The 25,200-nt window shown below is 37.4% G+C and carries 8 protein-coding genes; 1 reads left to right on the forward strand and 7 read right to left on the reverse strand.

The window, feature by feature from the left end; genetic code table 11:
- The first annotated feature begins 29 nt into the window (after positions 1 to 29).
- The gene (locus GJV85_RS08195) at positions 30 to 923 is read left to right on the forward strand and encodes a cation diffusion facilitator family transporter (protein ID WP_207560904.1); all 894 of its coding nucleotides are present in this window, start codon (positions 30 to 32) and stop codon (positions 921 to 923) included.
- Between the two features lie 23 nt (positions 924 to 946).
- Here the strand turns inward: GJV85_RS08195 and GJV85_RS08200 are convergent, their stop codons facing one another.
- The 7 genes from GJV85_RS08200 to GJV85_RS08230 form a co-directional block, all read right to left on the reverse strand.
- Positions 947 to 1,966: a tRNA pseudouridine(13) synthase TruD gene (locus GJV85_RS08200; RefSeq protein WP_207560905.1), complete on the reverse strand. Its 1,020-nt coding sequence runs from the start codon at positions 1,964 to 1,966 to the stop codon at positions 947 to 949.
- A gap of 115 nt (positions 1,967 to 2,081) precedes the next feature.
- On the reverse strand, positions 2,082 to 2,930 hold the full coding sequence (locus GJV85_RS08205) for a bifunctional riboflavin kinase/FAD synthetase (protein ID WP_207560906.1): 849 nt from the start codon (positions 2,928 to 2,930) through the stop codon (positions 2,082 to 2,084).
- Complete coding sequence (gene tlyA / locus GJV85_RS08210) at positions 2,893 to 3,603, reverse strand: 23S rRNA (cytidine-2'-O)-methyltransferase TlyA (RefSeq protein WP_207560907.1); 711 nt, start codon at positions 3,601 to 3,603, stop codon at positions 2,893 to 2,895. The genes GJV85_RS08205 and tlyA overlap by 38 nt, the downstream gene beginning before the upstream one ends.
- A 58-nt stretch (positions 3,604 to 3,661) precedes the next feature.
- The gene (locus GJV85_RS08215) at positions 3,662 to 4,084 is read right to left on the reverse strand and encodes a FecR family protein (protein WP_207560908.1); all 423 of its coding nucleotides are present in this window, start codon (positions 4,082 to 4,084) and stop codon (positions 3,662 to 3,664) included.
- A gap of 16 nt (positions 4,085 to 4,100) precedes the next feature.
- A complete protein-coding gene (locus tag GJV85_RS08220) occupies positions 4,101 to 6,044 on the reverse strand; it encodes a CHASE2 domain-containing protein (RefSeq protein WP_347402372.1) in 1,944 nt (647 codons plus the stop codon).
- The gene (locus tag GJV85_RS08225) at positions 6,032 to 6,679 is read right to left on the reverse strand and encodes an OmpA family protein (RefSeq protein ID WP_207560910.1); all 648 of its coding nucleotides are present in this window, start codon (positions 6,677 to 6,679) and stop codon (positions 6,032 to 6,034) included. The genes GJV85_RS08220 and GJV85_RS08225 overlap by 13 nt, the downstream gene beginning before the upstream one ends.
- Before the next feature lie 96 nt (positions 6,680 to 6,775).
- Positions 6,776 to 25,150 carry a Calx-beta domain-containing protein gene (locus GJV85_RS08230; RefSeq protein WP_207560911.1) on the reverse strand — a complete coding sequence of 6,125 codons (18,375 nt, stop codon included), beginning with the start codon at positions 25,148 to 25,150 and terminating at the stop codon, positions 6,776 to 6,778.
- Between the last annotated feature and the right edge of the window lie 50 nt (positions 25,151 to 25,200).

Raw genomic sequence — 25,200 nt, forward strand, 5'->3', positions numbered from 1 at the left:
TTGTATCCAAATAGACAGAGGATAAATAAATGCGATTAGAGAAAAAAGCGACTGCTGTTTCGACAAGTGTAGCTGGCTTACTTGTTTTGATGAAAATGACAGTTGGAATTTTAAGTGGTTCTATCGCTGTTTTTGCATCTGCAATAGATAGTTTCTTAGACTTAACTGTCTCTATGTTTAACTACTTTGCCCTTCATAATGCTGAAAAAGACCCAGATGATAAGTTTCACTTTGGACGCAGTAAAATAGAACCTTTAGCAGCAGTTATAGAGGGTACTGTTATCAGTATGTCAGCCATTTTTATACTCTATGAAGCACTCTCAAAAATTATCCATCCTAAAGAGATGACACATATGAGTGAGAGTATCGCTGTTATGATTATCTCTTTTATCATTACGGCTCTACTTGTTGCATTTTTAACATATGTAGCTAAGAAAACGAATAACATGGTTATAAAAGCGGATGCTCTTCACTATAAAACTGACCTCTTCTCAAATGGTGCTGTTTTATTTGCTCTTGGTGCTATTCACTATACCGGTGAATATTTAATCGACCCTATCTTGGGTATTGCCATAGCAATCTACATGATTTACTCCGCATTTCCTATCATAAAAGAGGGTATTTTGATGCTGCTTGATGCAGCTCTTAAAGAGGATGACATCAAAGCTATTGAGGAGATTTTAGACTCACAAGAAGGCATTAAAACTTATCATTACCTTCAAACAAGGGAATCAGGTTCTCATATTTTTATTTCTGTTCATACTGTGTTTAATGTAAGCATAACTCTTTATGATGCACACTTAATCTCTGACTCCCTTGAAGCGAAGATGAAAGCACTTTTTAAAGATAAAAAAACACATGTCTTAATTCATATGGACCCGTATGATGATTCAGACATTAATGATGAAGAGGAAGATTGGTAGAGAGTAGAGCTTTTTAAAAAGCTCTACTTTTTAGGTTTTTTAACCTTTTTGGCCTTAAACTCTTTACTTGCTATATTTTCTAAAAATACAGTTGCATAAGAGCCTTTTGGAAGAGTAAACGCTATGTTCATCTTATCAAAATCATTTGTATACTTCATCTCTATGTCTTTTGGAAAGATTATCGCTTCGCGACGAAGCCCCTTATCATAAAGAAACCCATCATCATACTTTGCTTCTATCTCTGCTGCAGCACCAGTTGAGCGGTAAACTCCACGACCACATAAGAGTCCAGTTGGAACTACTTTTTTAGCCTCAAAATCTTTTTGTTGTGGTTGTTTTGGAGTAAAAAGCTTCCCCTTGGAGTCAATATACAGGTCACCCTCAAGAAGTAAAAATTTACCACCATTTTGCTCACGGCTCATCTTAACACGCTCAGCTAGCCACTCATTAAAATAAACACTTTGGTAAATAGATATCAGAAACTTTTTTAGCTTTGCGTCTTCAATGTGTAGGTCACCAGCTATCATTTTCTTTGCTTGTTCTATAGAGTCTCCATCACGACCAAAGCGCTGGTAACCAAAGTAGTTTGGAAGTCCAAGCTTTTCACTTTTTCTGGCCAATTTTTCTATCTGTCCAGCTTGAATTTGATTTACTTCAAAGAGGTTAATTGTGAAGCGATTCCCAACTAGATCACCCATTCTTATAGCATGTGAGTGTCTTTTTGAGCTTAGTATCTTTATCTGAGGATGCTTAAATCTCTTCAACTCTTTTTCATATCTAGCTTCTATAGAGATATACTGAGTTGTAGTTGCATGCTTATCTTTTAAACCTGCATAACCTATTTTCTCCGCATTTAAATTTAAATATTTTGCAAACTCGGCTATCATATCCCAAGTAGTCATCTCTACTTTTTTTATATGCAAGATTGTATAGTTTCCACTACCCTTCCAGTCCAGTCCTATCTCATCAACTATAAAGTCATCTTCATTTTGCTCAAACTTAAAGTGTATTGGCTCTTTTTCTTCTAAGTATATTCGTTGCAATTGTGCATCCTTGTTTCTTATCTGTTATTCTTGTTTTATAAGCATAGAAGCGTATTTTATAGGCTCAGACCAAAGGGAGGATTTGTCCTATAAAATACTCTTCTATGCGATTAGCTTATAACTGTAAAAACTTCAACTCTTTTGAGGCTTTTGCTATATCTTTTTGTATCATTTTTTTCAACTCTTCTAGTGAATCAAACTTTTCGTTGCCTCTTATGTATGCAACAAAACTTATCTCAACTCTCTCTTTACATGTCACTTCGCCATCTAAAATGTGCGTCTCTATGGCAAAACTGCCATCGGTTGTAACACGATGACCTACAAATGAGACAGATGGGTGAAAATGCTCTTCATCGTTTATACGAGTGAGAGTAGCATAAACACCCTCTTTTGGCATTAAGAACTCTGTTGCTTGAACATTTATAGTTGCTACAAGCTCTTTTGCTCCTATGCCCTGCCCTCTAATATGCTTGCCAATTATAGTATAGTTATGACCTAAAAACTCATTGGCACTTTTAATATCGCCTATTTGAAGTTTCGCTCTAATCTTATGAGAGTGAACAGAGTCATTTTTGTGTGTCACTTCATCTACGACAACAACTTCACCATCAAATAGCTCAGTTAAGTCCACATAAGAGTATCTTCTATCTTTTCCAAAATGAAAGTCATATCCAACTACTATTTTTTCTAAATCTACAAACTTCTCATTTAAAAGCTTCATAAATCCCACTCCATCTAAATGACGAATAGACTCAAGCTCTAAATATATGATGTTTTTATTAGTAAATTTTTCTCTACACCTCTTTGGCGTTAGGTTAGCATAGCCAGTCTCTATGACTACTATCGTACCATTTTCTCCTAACTCATTAAAAAGTGCTTGATGCCCTATGTGCATACCATCAAAACCACCTATGGCTATGGTAGTACTATTTTTTATAGTAGTAACAGTATTCAAGATTACCATCCTTTCCAGTTAGTTGTGATGGAGACTTCTTCACTAAATCCCACTTTAAAAGCAGACATGCGTCTTCAAATCTCTGCATAGCATTTGCTATGGCTCTTTTATCTACTACAACACCATTTTTGTCGCGTTTAGCTTCTCGTCCCACTTCAAACTGTGGTTTAAATAGTAAGATGATATTTTCTTGTGAAAGTCTATGAACGTCATCAAGTATATAGAAAAGCGATATAAACGCCACATCACTCACAACTATCTCAAATAGTTTATCAGACTCAAAAGCTCTTATGTCACAACTCTCATATGAGTGCACACGGCTATCATCTTTAAGTGATTTGTGAAGCTGGTCGGTTCCAACATCTACAGCAGTTACTTCGCTAGCTCCATACTCTAAAAGAACCTGCGTAAAGCCACCTGTAGATGAGCCTATATCTAACGCGACACTATTTTGGATATCTAAATCGATTTCTTTTAAAAACTCATCGAGTTTATGAGCTGAACGCGAGACATACTGTTTATGTTCTTTGATAGTTACTCTATCATTCTCTGGCTCTACCTTAAAAGAGCTCTTAGTGATAAGTTCACCATTTACACTCACAAATGAGTTTTTTATCATCATTTGTGCTTTAGTTCTACTATCTGCTAATTTTTCATCAACTAAATAGTTGTCTAGTCTCACCAAAATAAGGCCCTTAAATATAAAGATTTATCTTATTTTACAATAATCTTGTTAAAAACTAGCCTTTTACCTTTACTAAGAACTTTGTCCCACGAATCCCGACAACACCCTCTGGAGTTTTTAATTGAAAGTTTTCTGGTGCCACTTCACCTATCTTTCCAGACTCAAAAGATACAGAACCCTTCGTTAATGATAAATCAAATGCATACTCTTTTTCTATTGGTTTAAATATATACTTGTCTATGCTAAAAATACTATTAGAACCCAAAACCAGGCTTGAGTTATCATTAAAAATCACTACGACTTTTGAATCATTTTCCGTCATAATCACATCTTTACTAGAGAGTTTAGCCCCTTTTGTTAAAGAGACTACTTTTGCATTACTTTTAAGCGTAGCAACTCCCTCAACACTTTTTACTATTGCGACTTCTTCTGCATTAAGAGCTAATGCTAAAAACAGAACCATTAAAAATAACTTCATCTAAACTCCTCTTATTTTATGAGTACATATTGTCTTTATAATTCTCAGCAATACTTTTAAACTCATCTTGAATCTCTAAAAATGCTTCAACCATTACAGGGTCGAAGTGCTTGCCCTTGCCATCAACTATGATGTCTATAGTTCTCTCGTAACTAAATGGCTCTTTGTAGACTCTTTTACTTACAAGTGCATCATAAACATCTGAGAGTGCCATAAAACGAGCTTCTAACGGTATGTCATGACCTGAAAGTCCCTCAGGATAACCGCTTCCATCCCACTTTTCATGATGATAGTGTGCGATATTTCTTGCCATCACAAAAAAGTCATTTGCCTTATAACTAGAGATGGCGTTATTAATTATATGCTTGCCCAAATCAGCATGCGTTTTCATTACCTCATATTCTAGGGCAGTTAGTCTACCATTCTTCTTTAAAATGGCATCTTCAATCCCAACCTTACCCAAATCATGCAGTGGTGCTGTCCTATACATCATCTCTATAGTCTCATAAGAGAGTTCATCTTTATACATGCCTTTTTCATACATATATGTAGCAAGGTGTTTAATATACTTTTTTGTTCTAATGATATGCGCGCCTGTTTCGATGTCATGTACTTCAGCGACATGAACCATACTATCAAGAAGCGCTACGTGAGAGCGGTTAAGCTCTTCACTAAAAGCCTTTCGCTCATAAGTATCTATGACAATATATGCCAAACCTATGATGAAGAAGTGTATATGATATGGAAATAAAAAATAACCTATAGAGATATTAACGCCATTAATCAACTGATACATATACAGTGTCATTGAGGAGATGAGAGCACCTACGAAGAGTACTAATATCATCTTATTATATTTTTTAACAAGTAAAAAGAAAAACAGGAGACTTAAAAAGAGTGAAATTAAAACATTTACATAAGCATAAGAGTCTGGCTGATAGAGTAAAGAGCCACCAAGTAGGTTGTCAATAAGAGTAGCATGGATACTAACACCCACTACCCTCTTCCCACCAGATATAGTCACCTGATCATGTAGACCAACTGCAGAAGAGCCTATAAGGACTATTTTACCCATAAGCATATCTTGTGGGATATTTCCACTTATAACATCGATGAGAGAAACTTTTTTATACCACTCATCAGAGTAGTAGTTAAGAAGTACATCTGCATGTTTATCAGTTTTAACTTTATGCCCTAAAATTTCAAAACTCTTCTCTTTTGTCAACTCTAAATCAGGGTCTATACTTAGCAGAGTAGCTAGTGAAAATGTTGGAATATACTGAGTGTTGTAAGATCGAAAGAGAGGCATACGACGTAAAATCCCATCCTCATCTATTGTCGCGTTTAAAAAACCAAAATTATCGGTTGCATTTCTAATGACTTCTGTATTAAGAGTCATATATTTTGACTCTCGTATATCAAACTTCGCTAGGTCAATATCTATACTTTTAAAAATATTACTATTGTTGTTTGATATATGCTCACTGCTCAGATATATGCCAAGTGTACTCTGCGTCTCTTTTAGGGATGATGCAAAGATCTTGTCATTATCTTGAAGGTTTAGATTTATACCAGTTATACTACTTACTATGTTGAAAAAGTCTTTATAAAAAGAGATGATTTGCGAAGGAGAAGTACGATCTTTTTCTGGAAATATCAAGTCAAGTCCAATAGCACTTGGTGAATAAGAGTCTATCTTATCTACTGCTTCTGCTAAAACTATTCTTGGCCAAGGCCATTGTCCTAAAGCATTGATACTCTTCTCATCAATGTCAACTATAACAACATGGGACTCACCCTTTTCTTCTTCAAAACTACCGATAATTTGCTGTGCAATATCATAAATCTTATAATCTACTATCTTGGTAGTACCACTCACATAAAGGATATAGTGAGTTAAAACAGTAAACGCGACAATGACAAGATATGTAATAGTTACTTTTATTTTTAACGAATTAATATTTCAACCCTTCTGTTAAGTTCTTCGTACACACCAGGATCAGTTTGAACTGCTAAATTTGCATCTCCGTACCATTCAACACTCAAGTTTTCATAGACCAATCCAGCCTTAATTAAAAGCTTGGAAATATTTTCTGCTCTTTGCCTTGATATACTTTCTTTATACTCCAAACTACCTTTAGTATCCGAATGTCCAATTATCTTTATGTATAAATCTTTTTTGTTTTTAGAATACTCTACTATTTCATTTATCTTTTCATTTGACTCTAAAGTTGAAGAGTTTATTTTAAAATATATAAGATACTTGAGGGATTTTGCATATATGTGTTTAGAGAGTTGTGTAAATATTTTTTCAAACTCTTCTTTTGAGATATCTCTTGGTTGTGTAGGTGCTTTTTTTGCAGAGAGTATGTTGACGACTTGATTTGCTTTGTCCACAACAACCGAGCTCATACTGTTTTTAACTGTAATAGAGCTATCTTTCTTTTCGCCCTCCGCTAAGACTATTATAGTTTTTGGTGATTCCCTTTTTACCACGTCAGTATAAGGATAGTACTCATCATCAAGATTATACTTAAAGTCAGCAGATAAGCTCAATCCAAAAAACAATATAAAATAGTAAAAAAATATTTTCATTATTATTCCTTCATTATATTCTAGCTTATTTGGCTTAATTATATCCTTAGTGTGTAAATTAAAAGAACCTCTGAGGCTTTGAGGTTCTTTTCTTAGCTATATGATATTGTCATTTATATCTGTGTCGATTTTTACTGTCACTGAAGCATCACCACTATTAGTATAGGTATCATATGTGTTTGCACCTTCAGTTACTGGTCCTCCTTTAGTCCAAGTGTTTCCACCTTCATCTAAAACATTTACAGTATCTCCTGAGTCACCATCTATTTTTAGTTCATTATTGACATCTGTCAGACCAACAACATCAGCTAATGAGAGATTAGTTAATGTATGTGCATCATTTCCACTATCTGCATCACTATTTAAGTCAATAACTTCAAAGTTTTTAACTTTATCGTTTGCAATTGTTGAGAAGTCAATTCCTTCATTTAAAGTTGCTCCGCTAAATACTAAAGTGTCATCAGTAGCAGTTATACCTGTTTGCTCGTCTCCCGCATCAATTGAAGTTTTAGTAGAGTCATATACAACCACTTCATCTCCATCAAGACTAATAGTCACAGAACCAATGTCACTATCGCCATCTGCATCAGTAATCGCATAAGCTAAAGTCATATCAAAGTCAGTGTTATAATCTATTGCACTGATACCCTGAATACCTAGCTTAAACGAACTCTCATTTCCAGCTAAGAACTCAACACTAGTAATAGCATGACTGTTAGCACTTTTAACTGTGTACTCTAACTCTGTTGTATAATCAGAATCTTGTGTTAAAAGAATAGTTTCAGTTGTAGTTGCTGTTTTAACAGTTATATAAAGCTCATCGCCAGATTTTTCAGACCCAAAGTTAAAGAGTTTAATATCCATTGATGAGACTTCATTTGCTGTTGAAGAATTACCAGAGCCATCAGATCCAACTGTTGCAAAATCAAATATAAGTTGCTGTCCTGCATTCATATTATTACTATCAACACCTATATAAAAATTATTTGTATTTACTGTATGCTCAGGAGTTGGACTTGATATCTCAGCTGCTGTATCTTCTATCAGATCATGTGCAACTACAATTGCATTTACACCGGAATCACTTCCATCGGTATTATTGAAACCTAAGATAATCGTATCGTTATTTCCACCACCTGGGAGTACTATACCACCATCTATTTTCACTTCAACCCCTAGTAGTGCACTTGGCTGATTGTACGTTACTGTTGAACCACCGGTTGCAATATCATTATCCCCATCAGCTGGAGCTATTGTAACAGTATATACAGTTCCACTGGTAGTTGTTGAACCTGTAACAGTTCCTGCAACACTATTGTAAGTATTTACCACAAGTTCACCACCTACATATAGGTCAGGGATATTTGATTTAGCTGTATCCCATGTAAATGTGTTTCCACCATCAGTAGAGAAGTAAGTATCTATACTCTCTGATATAGTTCCACTAAAACCTACTTCGTTTGCCATAATTAGAGTGTTGTCACCTATGATAGGTGTATCATTACTACTAATAATATCCAGAGTTACCGTTGCGCTTGCCGTATCACTATTACTCAGCTCTTGTGATGTTGCAGTAGACACAAGTTTAAATCCATTTGAAGCGAGTGTATTAGTAACTGTAATAGTCAGTCCAACTAGCTGAGTTTGTATAAATGTCCATGTATCAGTAGTAGTATTGTAACTACCTTGATTAAAGAAGTCAGTCGAATCAATTTTTGTACCTGTATTATCCTGAACAACTAAAGTAACATCTTGTAACTCTTCGTTTTGAGCACTTTGAGTATCTGTATCTGCTAAATAATTAGTGATATTTACATCGTACATTGTATTTGTAGCACCAACTGTCTCCTGAGCTGCAAAAGAGGTAATATTTGCTGCACTACTATTAACATTTGAAACTAATATTGTATCAAATCCTGTCATGTCAACTGACTCAGCAACTCCTGAAGTAAGTTGTCCTACCGATATCTGACTAATACTTACAATATCTGTTCCAGAGAGTGTCCCTCCGTATATCGTCAAGCCCCCATTTGTATAGCTTATATCAATATCAAAGAACCCACTTAGCACTGTATCAAAAGACTGATAAACAAAATCCCCTTTTCCAATATCAAAAGATATACTTGTATCAACAAGTACACCAGCTGATACATCTTCTGTAGTACCAACACTCCCATTCGTATCTATTAAGTTCCATGCATTTGAATCAATAATATTTTCAATAATAGCTTCATTAAAACTAATCGTAATATCCGGTGTGTCGGCAACCGCTGTCACAGTTACGTTTGCAGTCGCGCCTGTTCTCTCTCCAGTAACTTTATCAACTTTAACATACGAGAAAGTATCTGTTCCAGAAAAGTCTGTATTTGCAGTATATGTAAGAGTGCCATCTCCATTATCTGTTACACTTCCATTAGCTCCCTCTCCCGATTTTATATAGTTGTAATTTGCATCAGCTGCTGTTGTCACTGTAGTTGTATTTGCTATTGCAACACCATCTTTTTCTTCACTTATACTCAATGTCAATGCATCTACTATAACTGTGTCACCACTAACACTATTACCAGCTGGAGAAATTGCTGCATCTGTTGTTGTAGCAGTTAAAACTAGAGATTCATTTCCTTCAGTTAGTGCATCTGTAGAAGTAGTGACCCTTACTAAAAATGAAGGGATAATAGTCGCCGATGCAGCCATTGTAACAGCTCCAGATACATTTACCCAAGTAGCTCCCTCATCTAAAGAGTACTCATATGTTGCAAGATAATCTGTTCCAGATATAGCCTCTCCACTGAGAGCTAAAGTAACATCCGTAGTCGTAGCCTTTGTATTTGTTAATGCAACTTCAAAGATTGCACTACTTCCTTCGGTTACCGAATTTGGAGCACTCACAGTTAATGATGGAAACTCAGTAATCGTTGTTCCAGCAGATGCAACTGTATTTGCCAAACTAGTAAGTGTTCCTGAACCAGCAGCATCTATAGTTGCAGTTAAAGTAAGACTCTCCCCGTCATCTGAAGTTGGACTATCATCTATGGTTTTCACTTTAATATCTGCACGAGTTTCACCATTTGGTATAACAACATACTCTCCACTACCATCACTCAGTACGTTTGTCCAAACACCAGGTGAACTTTCATACATAAGTTGCGTTTCGTAGTCGCTTCCACTTGTTGCTACTCCACCTGTAGTTAAGTATATTTTTGCACCTGAACCATCGATAGTTGTTTTAAGTTCAACTATAAATATAGCAGATTTGCCCTCTTCCACTACTTCTGGAGCTCTTACACTTAATGCATTCGTAGCTACATCTATAGTTGTAGTTGCCGTATTTGAGTTATCCGTTCCATCATTTACAACAACTGTTACAGTTCTAGCAGTTGTATCTGCCCCTGTATTTGAGTTATAAAACTTTATAGCTTCTATAGCCGTTTCATACTCTGCAAGTGTCGCCGAACCACTTAATGTCATAATACCCGTAGTTGCATTGTATGCACTTGCTGTTATTCCTGTAGGTAGATTCCCATCAAATAAAATATCACCAACTTGTTTGTTTGTAAGAGTAATAGTCGCACTTTCAATGTTTGTATCATCAACATCACTAATAGCCACATCAACATCACCAATACTCACACCAACTTCACCTAGAGCATACGAAGTTGTAAAATCTTTACTATTTGCTGCTGTTGTTGAGTCGTTACTATCTAAGTCTAAAATAGCTGCATCATTTACTGGATTTACTGTGATATCTAAAGTACTATTTGAGCCAGTATTTGTTGTGTAAGTAGCTGTAGGAACAGCTCCATTATAATCAGCTACTGGAGTAAATACATAACCACCATCAGTATTTATCTGCAGTGTACCTTTTCCAACTATAGTAGCTATTTGTCCCGCAGTGAAACTCTCTTGCGTTGCATTTCCATCAGTATCTACCGTAAATGAAGCTACGGTTAATGTATCATCAACATCGCTATCATTACTTAGAACACCACCAGCTGCATTTACCGTTAAAGTCGTATCTTCATCAGTGCTATCTGTATCTACATTTACAACTGTTGGACTATTTGTTGCACTTACACTTATAGTCGTAGCTGCAACATTAGAATCTACATCTCCATCATTAACTTTAACTGTTATAACTCTATCTGTAGTATCAGGATTTGCATTTGTATTGTTAAATGTAATAGCTTCTATAGCCGTTTGATAGTTTGCCAGGGTATCTGAACCAGTAAGCGTAACTGTAATAACACCCGATACAAAAGTATCTATATTTGTTGTAAGTCCTACAACTGCAGCTACACTAAGAGCATCATCAGTTTTTGCATTTGTAAGAACTATTGTTGCACTCTCTATGTTTGTATCATCTATGTCTGCGATTAAACTATCCACATCAGATATACTTATTGCACCCGCTCCCTCTGTAAATGTTGTTTGAAAGTTTACAGTGCTACCAGTGTCATTGTCATCATTTGCATCAAGGTCTAAGGTAGGTGCATCGTTTACTCCAGCTACACTAATAGTCGATGTTGCTAAAGCTGAGTCATTTGAGCCATCATTTACTTTAACTGTAATGATTCTATCCGTTGTATTTGGATTATCTGATGAGTTACTAAATGTTATCGCTTCTATAGCAGTCTCATAATTTGCTAAAGTATCTGAGCCGGTAAGAATAACTGTAATAACGCCAGGTGTCGCAGTGTCAACTGCAGTAGTCAATCCAGCAACACTAGATACGTCAAGAGTATCTCCAGTTTCTGCGTTGGTAAGGACTATAGTTGCACTTGCCATATTAATGCTATCTGCATCTGTAACAGAACTATCAGTGTCAGCGATACTTACAGCACTTCCACCTTCGGTAAATGTAGTCTGGAAATTCACTGTATTACCAGTGTCATTATCATTACTTAAATCAAGGTCTATAACTGGTAATCCCGAAGATGTATTTACATCAAATGTTAATGTCTTGGTAATAGGATCCCCATCATTATCAACAACTACAATACTTAAAACTTCACTATAAGCTGCATTACCAAGAGTAGAGTTGATAGTATATGAGTATGAACCATCAGAAAAATCAACTTTTATTGAAGAACCAATTGGATCTGTTCCATTTGTCAACGTCGTAGCTACATCCATTACAGAGCCTGCAATAACAGTTGCATCCACATTATTTGTAATTGAATTTCCACTATAAGTATATGTTTTACTGCCTATTACTATAGACTGAACATATGCACCATCAGCACCTTCATCAATTAATATAGTTGCACCGTTAGAAATGATATTTCCAACTTCAACTACAGTTGTAGAGTCAACTAGTTTAGCTTGCATTTCTGCTTCACTAGTTACCGTATATACTGAACCTTCTTTAGTAAAATTAGCATCACCTACCCCAGCAACATCATTGAGTGTTGCTGTTGCAACACTGGCAGTAATCCCAACAACATCAAGAGCATCAACACCATTTATAAATGTAGCCCAATCTGCTAACTCATCGGTAGGTTCATGAGTAGGTGTAGGTTCACCATCTGAGAGAAAATAAACATAAGTATAGTCCGCTGTAGGAACATCACCATTTGCTAAATCAGTAATATATGCATTATAGGTTGTCGATAAAGCTGTATCATACCATGTCCCAGCATCAGGACTTAAAGCACTAATTTCTGTTTTGGCTGTAGAAGCACTTAACCAATTACTTCCAGCACTTTGAATAACTAGTGCATAATCTGTAAATTTAGTAACCATCACATTTACTTCACCAAGTTCATTATAAGCATCAATCATCGCATTTGCAGAGTTTATAGCAGCATTCATACGTTCATCACCTGATGTATTACCTCCGCCATCGGGATAAGTAAAATCCCATGCCATACTTCCAGAAATATCCATAATAATTACAACATTAAAAGTTGATGGCCCAATATTTAAAGTATCCACAGCATTATTTAAAAGTGGAATATCATCAGTAATAGATACACTAAAAGTACTAGTCGCATTATCGGTATTATTATCTTCTTGAACTTTAAAACCAAAGTCTATAGTTTCTACATTCTCACCATTTGCTGTTACATGATCAATTGCATCCGTAAGTTCAAATGTATATCCAGCTGTTGCAGCATCCGTAGTATTTGTAAGTCCAACTGTAAAGATTGTATTACCAGTAGCTATTCCGCCTGCAGTTGTAGATGTAGAAGCCGTTAGGTTTTGAGATGAAGTATCTAAATAGTAATAAACTATGGCACTATTAGATGTAAGCCCACTATTCTGACCATCAGTGATACCGTTAAATACAGTATCAAATGTATCTGTTCCAGCAGTGATGTCTAAATCGCCACTTTTTATAAGTGTCTCTTTAGTATCGTCATTTCCATCAGCTAAATCATCTTCATCAACAGCTACATCAGTAGGTGTACCAATAGAAGCACTTGTGTAGTTATCTAAAATAGTAGCTGTACCACTTGCACTTACATTTGTAGTTGTACCGGCTGTAACAGTAGCTACTAAATCAAAGGTTTCACTTCCTTCGTTTAATACATCTGCATTAGTAGGCACTCTAACCAAAATAGAAGTAGAACCAGCTGCTATAGTTGCTGAAGTAGCAGAGTTCCAAATAGTTCCACCATCAGTAGAAACTTCAAATGAATTTGTATAATCTGGTTGAGCTACTAAAGCTGTTCCATCTGAAGTTGAAAGATCAAATACAACATCTTCTACAGAGAGATTACTTATACTAACACTAAATTCAGCCTTAGAAGCTTCATTTACATTCACACTATTTATACTCAGTGTTGGTCTATCATTATCTGCGTTTGGTCCTGGGTTAAATGGTCCATCACCTGTTCCATCATCTTTAATGGTACCAGTTGCTACTCCATCTGTTATAGTTGAGCCTACTGAGTTATTGCTAAGAGTTGCTGTAAATGTTTCACTTCCCTCATATGGTACGTCTTGAGTAGTTTGTACTGTAAATGTTTGGCTTGTAACGCCAGTTGCAAACGTAAGAGTTCCAGAGTTTCCTGTAAAGTCTATTGCTTCTGCATTATCACCTGCTTCTATGCTTGTAGCGAAGTCTATAGTTTGAGAAGCTTCTGCATCACCAACTCTAGTAACTGTGAAAGTCATAAGACCACCCTCAGATATAGAGACATCTCCTATACTAAATGATGTTGTGTCATTATCTGCGTTTGGTCCTGGGTTAAATGGTCCATCACCTGTTCCATCATCTTTAATAGTACCAGTTGCTACTCCATCTGTTATAGTTGAGCCTACTGAGTTATTGCTAAGTGTTGCTGTAAATGTTTCACTTCCCTCATATGGTACGTCTTGAGTAGTTTGTACTGTAAATGTTTGGCTTGTAACGCCAGTTGCAAACGTAAGAGTTCCAGAGTTTCCTGTAAAGTCTATTGCTTCTGCATTATCACCTGCTTCTATGCTTGTAGCGAAGTCTATAGTTTGAGAAGCTTCTGCATCACCAACTCTAGTAACTGTGAAAGTCATAAGACCACCCTCAGATATAGAGACATCTCCTATACTAAATGATGTTGTGTCATTATCTGCGTTTGGTCCTGGGTTAAATGGTCCATCACCTGTTCCATCATCTTTAATAGTACCAGTTGCTACTCCATCTGTTATAGTTGAGCCTACTGAGTTATTGCTAAGTGTTGCTGTAAATGTTTCACTTCCCTCATATGGTACATCTTGAGTAGTTTGAACTGTAAATGTTTGGCTTGTAACGCCAGTTGCAAACGTAAGAGTTCCAGTATTAGCTGTAAAGTCTATTGCTTCTGCATTATCACCTGCTTCTATGCTTGTAGCGAAGTCTATAGTTTGATCAGCTTCTGCGTCTCCAACTCTAGTAACTGTGAAAGTCATAAGACCACCCTCAGATATAGAGACATCTCCTATACTAAATGATGTTGTGTCATTATCTGCGTTTGGTCCTGGGTTAAATGGTCCATCACCTGTTCCATCATCTTTAATGGTACCAGTTGCTACTCCATCTGTTATAGTTGAGCCTACTGAGTTATTGCTAAGTGTTGCTGTAAATGTTTCACTTCCCTCATATGGTACATCTTGAGTAGTTTGCACTGTAAATGTTTGGCTTGTAACGCCGCTAGCAAATGTAAGAGTTCCAGTATTAGCTGTAAAGTCTATTGCTTCTGCATTATCACCTGCTTCTATGCTTGTAGCGAAGTCTATAGTTTGAGAAGCTTCTGCATCTCCAACTCTAGTAACTGTGAAAGTCATAAGACCACCCTCAGATATAGAAACATCTCCTATACTAAATGATGTTGTGTCATTATCTGCGTTTGGTCCTGGGTTAAATGGTCCATCACCTGTTCCATCATCTTTAATAGTACCAGTTGCTACTGCATCTGTTATAGTTGAGCCTGTTGAGTTATTGCTAAGTGTTGCTGTAAATGTTTCACTTCCCTCATATGGTACGTCTTGAGTAGTTTGTACTGTAAATGTTTGGCTTGTAACGCCAGTTGCAAACGTAAGAGTTCCAGAGTTTCCTGTAAAGTCTATTGCTTCTGCATTATCACCTGCTTCTATGCTTGTAGCGAAGTCTATAGTTTGAGAAGCTTCTGCATCACCAACTCTAGTAACTGTGAAAGTCATAAGACCACCCTCAGATATAGAGACATCTCCTATACTAAATGATGTTGTGTCATTATCTGCGTTTGGTCCTGGGTTAAATGGTCCATCACCTGTTCCATCATCTTTAATAGTACCAGTTGCTACTCCATCTGTTATAGTTGAGCCTACTGAGTTATTGCTAAGTGTTGCTGTAAATGTTTCACTTCCCTCATATGGTACGTCTTGAGTAGTTTGTACTGTAAATGTTTGGCTTGTAACGCCAGTTGCAAACGTAAGAGTTCCAGAGTTTCCTGTAAAGTCTATTGCTTCTGCATTATCACCTGCTTCTATGCTTGTAGCGAAGTCTATAGTTTGAGAAGCTTCTGCATCACCAACTCTAGTAACTGTGAAAGTCATAAGACCACCCTCAGATATAGAGACATCTCCTATACTAAATGATGTTGTGTCATTATCTGCGTTTGGTCCTGGGTTAAATGGTCCATCACCTGTTCCATCATCTTTAATAGTACCAGTTGCTACTCCATCTGTTATAGTTGAGCCTACTGAGTTATTGCTAAGTGTTGCTGTAAATGTTTCACTTCCCTCATATGGTACGTCTTGAGTAGTTTGTACTGTAAATGTTTGGCTTGTAACGCCAGTTGCAAACGTAAGAGTTCCAGAGTTTCCTGTAAAGTCTATTGCTTCTGCATTATCACCTGCTTCTATGCTTGTAGCGAAGTCTATAGTTTGAGAAGCTTCTGCATCACCAACTCTAGTAACTGTGAAAGTCATAAGACCACCCTCAGATATAGAGACATCTCCTATACTAAATGATGTTGTGTCATTATCTGCGTTTGGTCCTGGGTTAAATGGTCCATCACCTGTTCCATCATCTTTAATAGTACCAGTTGCTACTGCATCTGTTATAGTTGAGCCTGTTGAGTTATTGCTAAGTGTTGCTGTAAATGTTTCACTTCCCTCATATGGTACATCTTGAGTAGTTTGTACTGTAAATGTTTGGCTTGTAACGCCGCTAGCAAATGTAAGAGTTCCAGAGTTTCCTGTAAAGTCTATTGATTCTGCATTATCACCTGCTTCTATGCTTGTAGCGAAGTCTATAGTTTGAGAAGCTTCTGCATCTCCAACTCTGGTTACTGTGAATGTCATAAGACCACCCTCAGATATAGAAACATCTCCTATACTAAATGATGTTGTGTCATTATCTGCGTTTGGTCCTGGGTTAAATGGTCCATCACCTGTTCCATCATCTTTAATAGTACCAGTTGCTACTGCATCTGTTATAGTTGAGCCTGTTGAGTTATTGCTAAGTGTTGCAGTAAATGTTTCACTTCCCTCATATGGTACATCTTGAGTAGTTTGTACTGTAAATGTTTGGCTTGTAACGCCGCTAGCAAATGTAAGAGTTCCAGAGTTTCCTGTAAAGTCTATTGCTTCTGCATTATCACCTGCTTCAATGCTTGTAGCGAAGTCTATAGTTTGAGAAGCTTCTGCATCTCCAACTCTGGTTACTGTGAATGTCATAAGACCACCCTCAGATATAGAAACATCTCCTATACTAAATGATGTTGTGTCATTATCTGCGTTTGGTCCTGGGTTAAATGGTCCATCACCTGTTCCATCATCTTTAATAGTACCAGTTGCTACTGCATCTGTTATAGTTGAGCCTGTTGAGTTATTGCTAAGTGTTGCAGTAAATGTTTCACTTCCCTCATATGGTACATCTTGAGTAGTTTGTACTGTAAATGTTTGGCTAGTTACACCTGTTGCGAAAGTAAGAGTTCCAGAGTTTCCTGTAAAGTCTATTGCTTCTGCATTATCACCTGCTTCTATGCTTGTAGCGAAGTCTATAGTTTGAGAAGCTTCTGCATCTCCAACTCTAGTAACTGTGAATGTCATAAGACCACCCTCAGATATAGAAACATCTCCTATACTAAATGATGTTGTGTCATTATCTGCGTTTGGTCCTGGGTTAAATGGTCCATCACCTGTTCCATCATCTTTAATAGTACCAGTTGCTACTCCATCTGTTATAGTTGAGCCTACTGAGTTATTGCTAAGTGTTGCTGTAAATGTTTCACTTCCCTCATATGGTACGTCTTGAGTAGTTTGTACTGTAAATGTTTGGCTTGTAACGCCAGTTGCAAACGTAAGAGTTCCAGAGTTTCCTGTAAAGTCTATTGCTTCTGCATTATCACCTGCTTCTATGCTTGTAGCGAAGTCTATAGTTTGAGAAGCTTCTGCATCACCAACTCTAGTAACTGTGAAAGTCATAAGACCACCCTCAGATATAGAGACATCTCCTATACTAAATGATGTTGTGTCATTATCTGCGTTTGGTCCTGGGTTAAATGGTCCATCACCTGTTCCATCATCTTTAATAGTACCAGTTGCTACTGCATCTGTTATAGTTGAGCCTGTTGAGTTATTGCTAAGTGTTGCTGTAAATGTTTCACTTCCCTCATATGGTACATCTTGAGTAGTTTGTACTGTAAATGTTTGGCTTGTAACGCCGCTAGCAAATGTAAGAGTTCCAGAGTTTCCTGTAAAGTCTATTGATTCTGCATTATCACCTGCTTCTATGCTTGTAGCGAAGTCTATAGTTTGAGAAGCTTCTGCATCTCCAACTCTGGTTACTGTGAATGTCATAAGACCACCCTCAGATATAGAAACATCTCCTATACTAAATGATGTTGTGTCATTATCTGCGTTTGGTCCTGGGTTAAATGGTCCATCACCTGTTCCATCATCTTTAATAGTACCAGTTGCTACTGCATCTGTTATAGTTGAGCCTGTTGAGTTATTGCTAAGTGTTGCAGTAAATGTTTCACTTCCCTCATATGGTACATCTTGAGTAGTTTGTACTGTAAATGTTTGGCTTGTAACGCCGCTAGCAAATGTAAGAGTTCCAGAGTTTCCTGTAAAGTCTATTGCTTCTGCATTATCACCTGCTTCAATGCTTGTAGCGAAGTCTATAGTTTGAGAAGCTTCTGCATCTCCAACTCTGGTTACTGTGAATGTCATAAGACCACCCTCAGATATAGAAACATCTCCTATACTAAATGATGTTGTGTCATTATCTGCGTTTGGTCCTGGGTTAAATGGTCCATCACCTGTTCCATCATCTTTAATAGTACCAGTTGCTACTGCATCTGTTATAGTTGAGCCTGTTGAGTTATTGCTAAGTGTTGCTGTAAATGTTTCACTTCCCTCATATGGTACATCTTGAGTAGTTTGTACTGTAAATGTTTGGCTTGTAACGCCAGTTGCAAACGTAAGAGTTCCAGAGTTTCCTGTAAAGTCTATTGCTTCTGCATTATCACCTGCTTCTATGCTTGTAGCGAAGTCTATAGTTTGATCAGCTTCTGCGTCTCCAACTCTAGTAACTGTGAAAGTCATAAGACCACCCTCAGATATAGAGACATCTCCTATACTAAATGATGTTGTGTCATTATCTGCGTTTGGTCCTGGGTTAAATGGTCCATCACCTGTTCCATCATCTTTAATAGTACCAGTTGCTACTCCATCTGTTATAGTTGAGCCTACTGAGTTATTGCTAAGAGTTGCTGTAAATGTTTCACTTCCCTCATATGGTACGTCTTGAGTAGTTTGTACTGTAAATGTTTGGCTAGTTACACCTGTTGCGAAAGTAAGAGTTCCAGAGTTTCCTGTAAAGTCTATTGCTTCTGCATTATCACCTGCTTCTATGCTTGTAGCGAAGTCTATAGTTTGAGAAGCTTCTGCATCTCCAACTCTAGTAACTGTGAATGTCATAAGACCACCCTCAGATATAGAAACATCTCCTATACTAAATGATGTTGTGTCATTATCTGCGTTTGGTCCTGGGTTAAATGGTCCATCACCTGTTCCATCATCTTTAATAGTACCAGTTGCTACTGCATCTGTTATAGTTGAGCCTGTTGAGTTATTGCTAAGTGTTGCAGTAAATGTTTCACTTCCCTCATATGGTACATCTTGAGTAGTTTGTACTGTAAATGTTTGGCTTGTAACGCCGCTAGCAAATGTAAGAGTTCCAGTATTAGCTGTAAAGTCTATTGCTTCTGCATTATCACCTGCTTCTATGCTTGTAGCGAAGTCTATAGTTTGATCAGCTTCTGCATCTCCAACTCTAGTAACTGTGAAAGTCATAAGACCACCCTCAGATATAGAGACATCTCCTATACTAAATGATGTTGTGTCATTATCTGCGTTTGGTCCTGGGTTAAATGGTCCATCACCTGTTCCATCATCTTTAATGGTACCAGTTGCTACTCCATCTGTTATAGTTGAGCCTACTGAGTTATTGCTAAGTGTTGCTGTAAATGTTTCACTTCCCTCATATGGTACATCTTGAGTAGTTTGAACTGTAAATGTTTGGCTTGTAACGCCAGTTGCAAACGTAAGAGTTCCAGTATTAGCTGTAAAGTCTATTGCTTCTGCATTATCACCTGCTTCTATGCTTGTAGCGAAGTCTATAGTTTGATCAGCTTCTGCGTCTCCAACTCTAGTAACTGTGAAAGTCATAAGACCACCCTCAGATATAGAGACATCTCCTATACTAAATGATGTTGTGTCATTATCTGCGTTTGGTCCTGGGTTAAATGGTCCATCACCTGTTCCATCATCTTTAATGGTACCAGTTGCTACTCCATCTGTTATAGTTGAGCCTACTGAGTTATTGCTAAGTGTTGCTGTAAATGTTTCACTTCCCTCATATGGTACATCTTGAGTAGTTTGCACTGTAAATGTTTGGCTTGTAACGCCGCTAGCAAATGTAAGAGTTCCAGTATTAGCTGTAAAGTCTATTGCTTCTGCATTATCACCTGCTTCTATGCTTGTAGCGAAGTCTATAGTTTGAGAAGCTTCTGCATCACCAACTCTAGTAACTGTGAAAGTCATAAGACCACCCTCAGATATAGAGACATCTCCTATACTAAATGATGTTGTGTCATTATCTGCGTTTGGTCCTGGGTTAAATGGTCCATCACCTGTTCCATCATCTTTAATAGTACCAGTTGCTACTCCATCTGTTATAGTTGAGCCTACTGAGTTATTGCTAAGTGTTGCTGTAAATGTTTCACTTCCCTCATATGGTACGTCTTGAGTAGTTTGTACTGTAAATGTTTGGCTTGTAACGCCGCTAGCAAATGTAAGAGTTCCAGAGTTTCCTGTAAAGTCTATTGATTCTGCATTATCACCTGCTTCTATGCTTGTAGCGAAGTCTATAGTTTGAGAAGCTTCTGCATCTCCAACTCTGGTTACTGTGAATGTCATAAGACCACCCTCAGATATAGAGACATCTCCTATACTAAATGATGTTGTGTCATTATCTGCGTTTGGTCCTGGGTTAAATGGTCCATCACCTGTTCCATCATCTTTAATAGTACCAGTTGCTACTCCATCTGTTATAGTTGAGCCTACTGAGTTATTGCTAAGTGTTGCTGTAAATGTTTCACTTCCCTCATATGGTACGTCTTGAGTAGTTTGTACTGTAAATGTTTGGCTTGTAACGCCAGTTGCAAACGTAAGAGTTCCAGAGTTTCCTGTAAAGTCTATTGCTTCTGCATTATCACCTGCTTCTATGCTTGTAGCGAAGTCTATAGTTTGAGAAGCTTCTGCATCACCAACTCTAGTAACTGTGAAAGTCATAAGACCACCCTCAGATATAGAGACATCTCCTATACTAAATGATGTTGTGTCATTATCTGCGTTTGGTCCTGGGTTAAATGGTCCATCACCTGTTCCATCATCTTTAATAGTACCAGTTGCTACTGCATCTGTTATAGTTGAGCCTGTTGAGTTATTGCTAAGTGTTGCTGTAAATGTTTCACTTCCCTCATATGGTACATCTTGAGTAGTTTGTACTGTAAATGTTTGGCTTGTAACGCCGCTAGCAAATGTAAGAGTTCCAGAGTTTCCTGTAAAGTCTATTGATTCTGCATTATCACCTGCTTCTATGCTTGTAGCGAAGTCTATAGTTTGAGAAGCTTCTGCATCTCCAACTCTGGTTACTGTGAATGTCATAAGACCACCCTCAGATATAGAAACATCTCCTATACTAAATGATGTTGTGTCATTATCTGCGTTTGGTCCTGGGTTAAATGGTCCATCACCTGTTCCATCATCTTTAATAGTACCAGTTGCTACTGCATCTGTTATAGTTGAGCCTGTTGAGTTATTGCTAAGTGTTGCAGTAAATGTTTCACTTCCCTCATATGGTACATCTTGAGTAGTTTGTACTGTAAATGTTTGGCTTGTAACGCCGCTAGCAAATGTAAGAGTTCCAGAGTTTCCTGTAAAGTCTATTGCTTCTGCATTATCACCTGCTTCAATGCTTGTAGCGAAGTCTATAGTTTGAGAAGCTTCTGCATCTCCAACTCTGGTTACTGTGAATGTCATAAGACCACCCTCAGATATAGAAACATCTCCTATACTAAATGATGTTGTGTCATTATCTGCGTTTGGTCCTGGGTTAAATGGTCCATCACCTGTTCCATCATCTTTAATAGTACCAGTTGCTACTGCATCTGTTATAGTTGAGCCTGTTGAGTTATTGCTAAGTGTTGCTGTAAATGTTTCACTTCCCTCATATGGTACATCTTGAGTAGTTTGTACTGTAAATGTTTGGCTTGTAACGCCGCTAGCAAATGTAAGAGTTCCAGAGTTTCCTGTAAAGTCTATTGATTCTGCATTATCACCTGCTTCTATGCTTGTAGCGAAGTCTATAGTTTGAGAAGCTTCTGCATCTCCAACTCTGGTTACTGTGAATGTCATAAGACCACCCTCAGATATAGAAACATCTCCTATACTAAATGATGTTGTGTCATTATCTGCGTTTGGTCCTGGGTTAAATGGTCCATCACCTGTTCCATCATCTTTAATAGTACCAGTTGCTACTCCATCTGTTATAGTTGAGCCTGTTGAGCTGTTGCTAAGTGTTGCTGTAAATGTTTCACTTCCCTCATATGGTACATCTTGAGTAGTTTGTACTGTAAATGTTTGGCTTGTAACGCCGCTAGCAAATGTAAGAGTTCCAGAGTTTCCTGTAAAGTCTATTGCTTCTGCATTATCACCTGCTTCTATGCTTGTAGCGAAGTCTATAGTTTGAGAAGCTTCTGCATCTCCAACTCTGGTTACTGTGAATGTCATAAGACCACCCTCAGATATAGAAACATCTCCTATACTAAATGATGTTGTGTCATTATCTGCGTTTGGTCCTGGGTTAAATGGTCCATCACCTGTTCCATCATCTTTAATAGTACCAGTTGCTACTGCATCTGTTATAGTTGAGCCTGTTGAGTTATTGCTAAGTGTTGCAGTAAATGTTTCACTTCCCTCATATGGTACATCTTGAGTAGTTTGTACTGTAAATGTTTGGCTAGTTACACCTGTTGCGAAAGTAAGAGTTCCAGAGTTTCCTGTAAAGTCTATTGCTTCTGCATTATCACCTGCTTCTATGCTTGTAGCGAAGTCTATAGTTTGAGAAGCTTCTGCATCTCCAACTCTAGTAACTGTGAATGTCATAAGACCACCCTCAGATATAGAAACATCTCCTATACTAAATGATGTTGTGTCATTATCTGCGTTTGGTCCTGGGTTAAATGGTCCATCACCTGTTCCATCATCTTTAATAGTACCAGTTGCTACTCCATCTGTTATAGTTGAGCCTACTGAGTTATTGCTAAGTGTTGCTGTAAATGTTTCACTTCCCTCATATGGTACGTCTTGAGTAGTTTGTACTGTAAATGTTTGGCTTGTAACGCCAGTTGCAAACGTAAGAGTTCCAGAGTTTCCTGTAAAGTCTATTGCTTCTGCATTATCACCTGCTTCTATGCTTGTAGCGAAGTCTATAGTTTGAGAAGCTTCTGCATCTCCAACTCTGGTTACTGTGAATGTCATAAGACCACCCTCAGATATAGAAACATCTCCTATACTAAATGATGTTGTGTCATTATCTGGAGTTCCTGGATCAAACACTGGTCCTACATCATTCTCATCTCCGCCATCTGGTCCAGTTCCATTATCTGTAATAGTTCCTGTTCCTGATGTATCAGATGTCATAAACTCTGTTTTACCATTTAGCTCAAATGTCTCAGAACCTTCATAGATATTATCATCTGTTGTTGGTACTTCTACATTAAATGATGTTGTTCCTGCTGTTACAGTATAACTATAAACACCAGCTACTGCATTTACAGTTGTGCCATTTATAATTATTGGTGTTGTTATATCTGTAGCTTCTGCGGTGCCATTTGTAGTTGTATTAAAAGTAACAGTATAGTTATCTTCTGCTTCACCAACTGTTACTGCAAATACTGCATTTGAACCCTCTTCGATTGTTACATCTGAGATTACCATTTGAGGTTTATCGTTATCTACACTTGGAGGTGTATTTGGATCTTCTGGATCATCTCCATCATCACCTGTTCCATTATCTGTGATTGTTCCGACTGCTGTAGTCTCGCTTGGCATAAACTCCGTTTTACCACCAAGTACAAATGTCTCTTCATTTTCATAAACGCCATCAGTTGTTGTTGGTACTTCTACTGTTAGCTTTGTTTCACCCGCTGGTACTGTATAGCTTCCATCTGTATTTTGAGGAATAACATTTCCATTTGAGTCTTTAACAACTATCACTGGATTTATATCTGTTGATTCCGCTGAACCTGTTGCAGTTGTTGGTGTAAACGTAACGTTATATGGATCTTCCGCTTGTCCAACTGTTACTGCGAAAGTTGCAGTTGAACCCTCTTCCACCGTTACTGGAGTGATTACCATTTGAGGTTTATCGTTATCTACACTTGGAGGAGTATTTGGATCTTCTGGATCATCTCCATCATCACCTGTTCCATTATCTGTGATTGTTCCTTCACCACTTACTGTAACATCTGGAGTTAATTCTGAAGTAGCAAAAAGAGAGAATGTCTCATCACCTTCATAAATATTGTCCGCGGTAGTAGGAACAGATATTTTCAGTGATGTTGCTCCAACAGGAACTGCATATGTTCCATCAGAGTTTTGAGAAATAACTTTTCCTGTTGAAGTAGTTACTATCATATCCGAAGAGATATCTATAGGTTCGGCAGTTCCATTATCTGTAGTTAATTGTAACTTAACATTAAACACACTATTTGGCTTCTCTGAAAATGCAAGCACAAAGTTAGCAGATGAACCCTCTTCAACTACAACATTATTTATACTTAAGTCAGGAGAAACTATTGTAGGTACGAATGGTATAACATCTGGTACATCCTCTACAGGAGGTGTAATAACTGGAGGCAATACACTTACAATATCCAAAGGTATATTACCTGCTGTTTCTGTTTCAATATCTTCTGGTGCTTTTTCTTTATAGTCAGGAACATCACTATAAGATTGGGACTTTACAAGTACAGGTGAATCTACTGGTTCTAGATCATCATCAAACTTTATTTCATCTTGCTTAAACTTTGCATTACCTAAAGCTGTATTTGCATCAGTCTCTTTACCATCACGTGCTTTAAAGTCTAGGTTTAGCTCACCTTCAGGTGTAGTACTACTCTCCTCACCAGATGCAGTCTCTACTTCATCCATCTGATCTATATCACCCATAAGATCATCAAAGTACTCATCATCTTCAAACGCTACTTCTTCATCTAAAAATGCTGCTTCAAAAAGAGAAGTGTCAAAAAGTAATGGTTCGTTTCCAGCTAAAACAATCTCACCCGAATTTTCTTCTAGAGCTACGACAATAGAGCTATTAACATTACCATCACCAACAACTTTTTCACCTTCAAAAATCGCATCGCCGATAAGAAGTACTCTCTCTACTCCATCAGCATTGATAGCTTTAAACTCACCCTCTATTTTTGTAACATATCCAATAATTTTTGACATAAGAACTCCTGAGACTTTTTTAATTGTCTCATATTACAACTATTTTAGGA

The organism is Sulfurimonas aquatica, from assembly GCF_017357825.1.
Lineage (GTDB): Bacteria > Campylobacterota > Campylobacteria > Campylobacterales > Sulfurimonadaceae > Sulfurimonas > Sulfurimonas aquatica.

Bases quoted from the DNA above. Each gene is read 5' to 3' on its own strand.
- GJV85_RS08195 (WP_207560904.1), top strand. From the start codon at position 30: ATGCGATTAGAGAAAAAAGCGACTGCTGTTTCGACAAGTGTAGCTGGC.
- GJV85_RS08205 (WP_207560906.1), bottom strand. From the start codon at position 2,930: ATGGTAATCTTGAATACTGTTACTACTATAAAAAATAGTACTACCATA.
- GJV85_RS08215 (WP_207560908.1), bottom strand. From the start codon at position 4,084: ATGAAGTTATTTTTAATGGTTCTGTTTTTAGCATTAGCTCTTAATGCA.
- GJV85_RS08225 (WP_207560910.1), bottom strand. From the start codon at position 6,679: ATGAAAATATTTTTTTACTATTTTATATTGTTTTTTGGATTGAGCTTA.
- GJV85_RS08230 (WP_207560911.1), bottom strand. From the start codon at position 25,150: ATGTCAAAAATTATTGGATATGTTACAAAAATAGAGGGTGAGTTTAAA.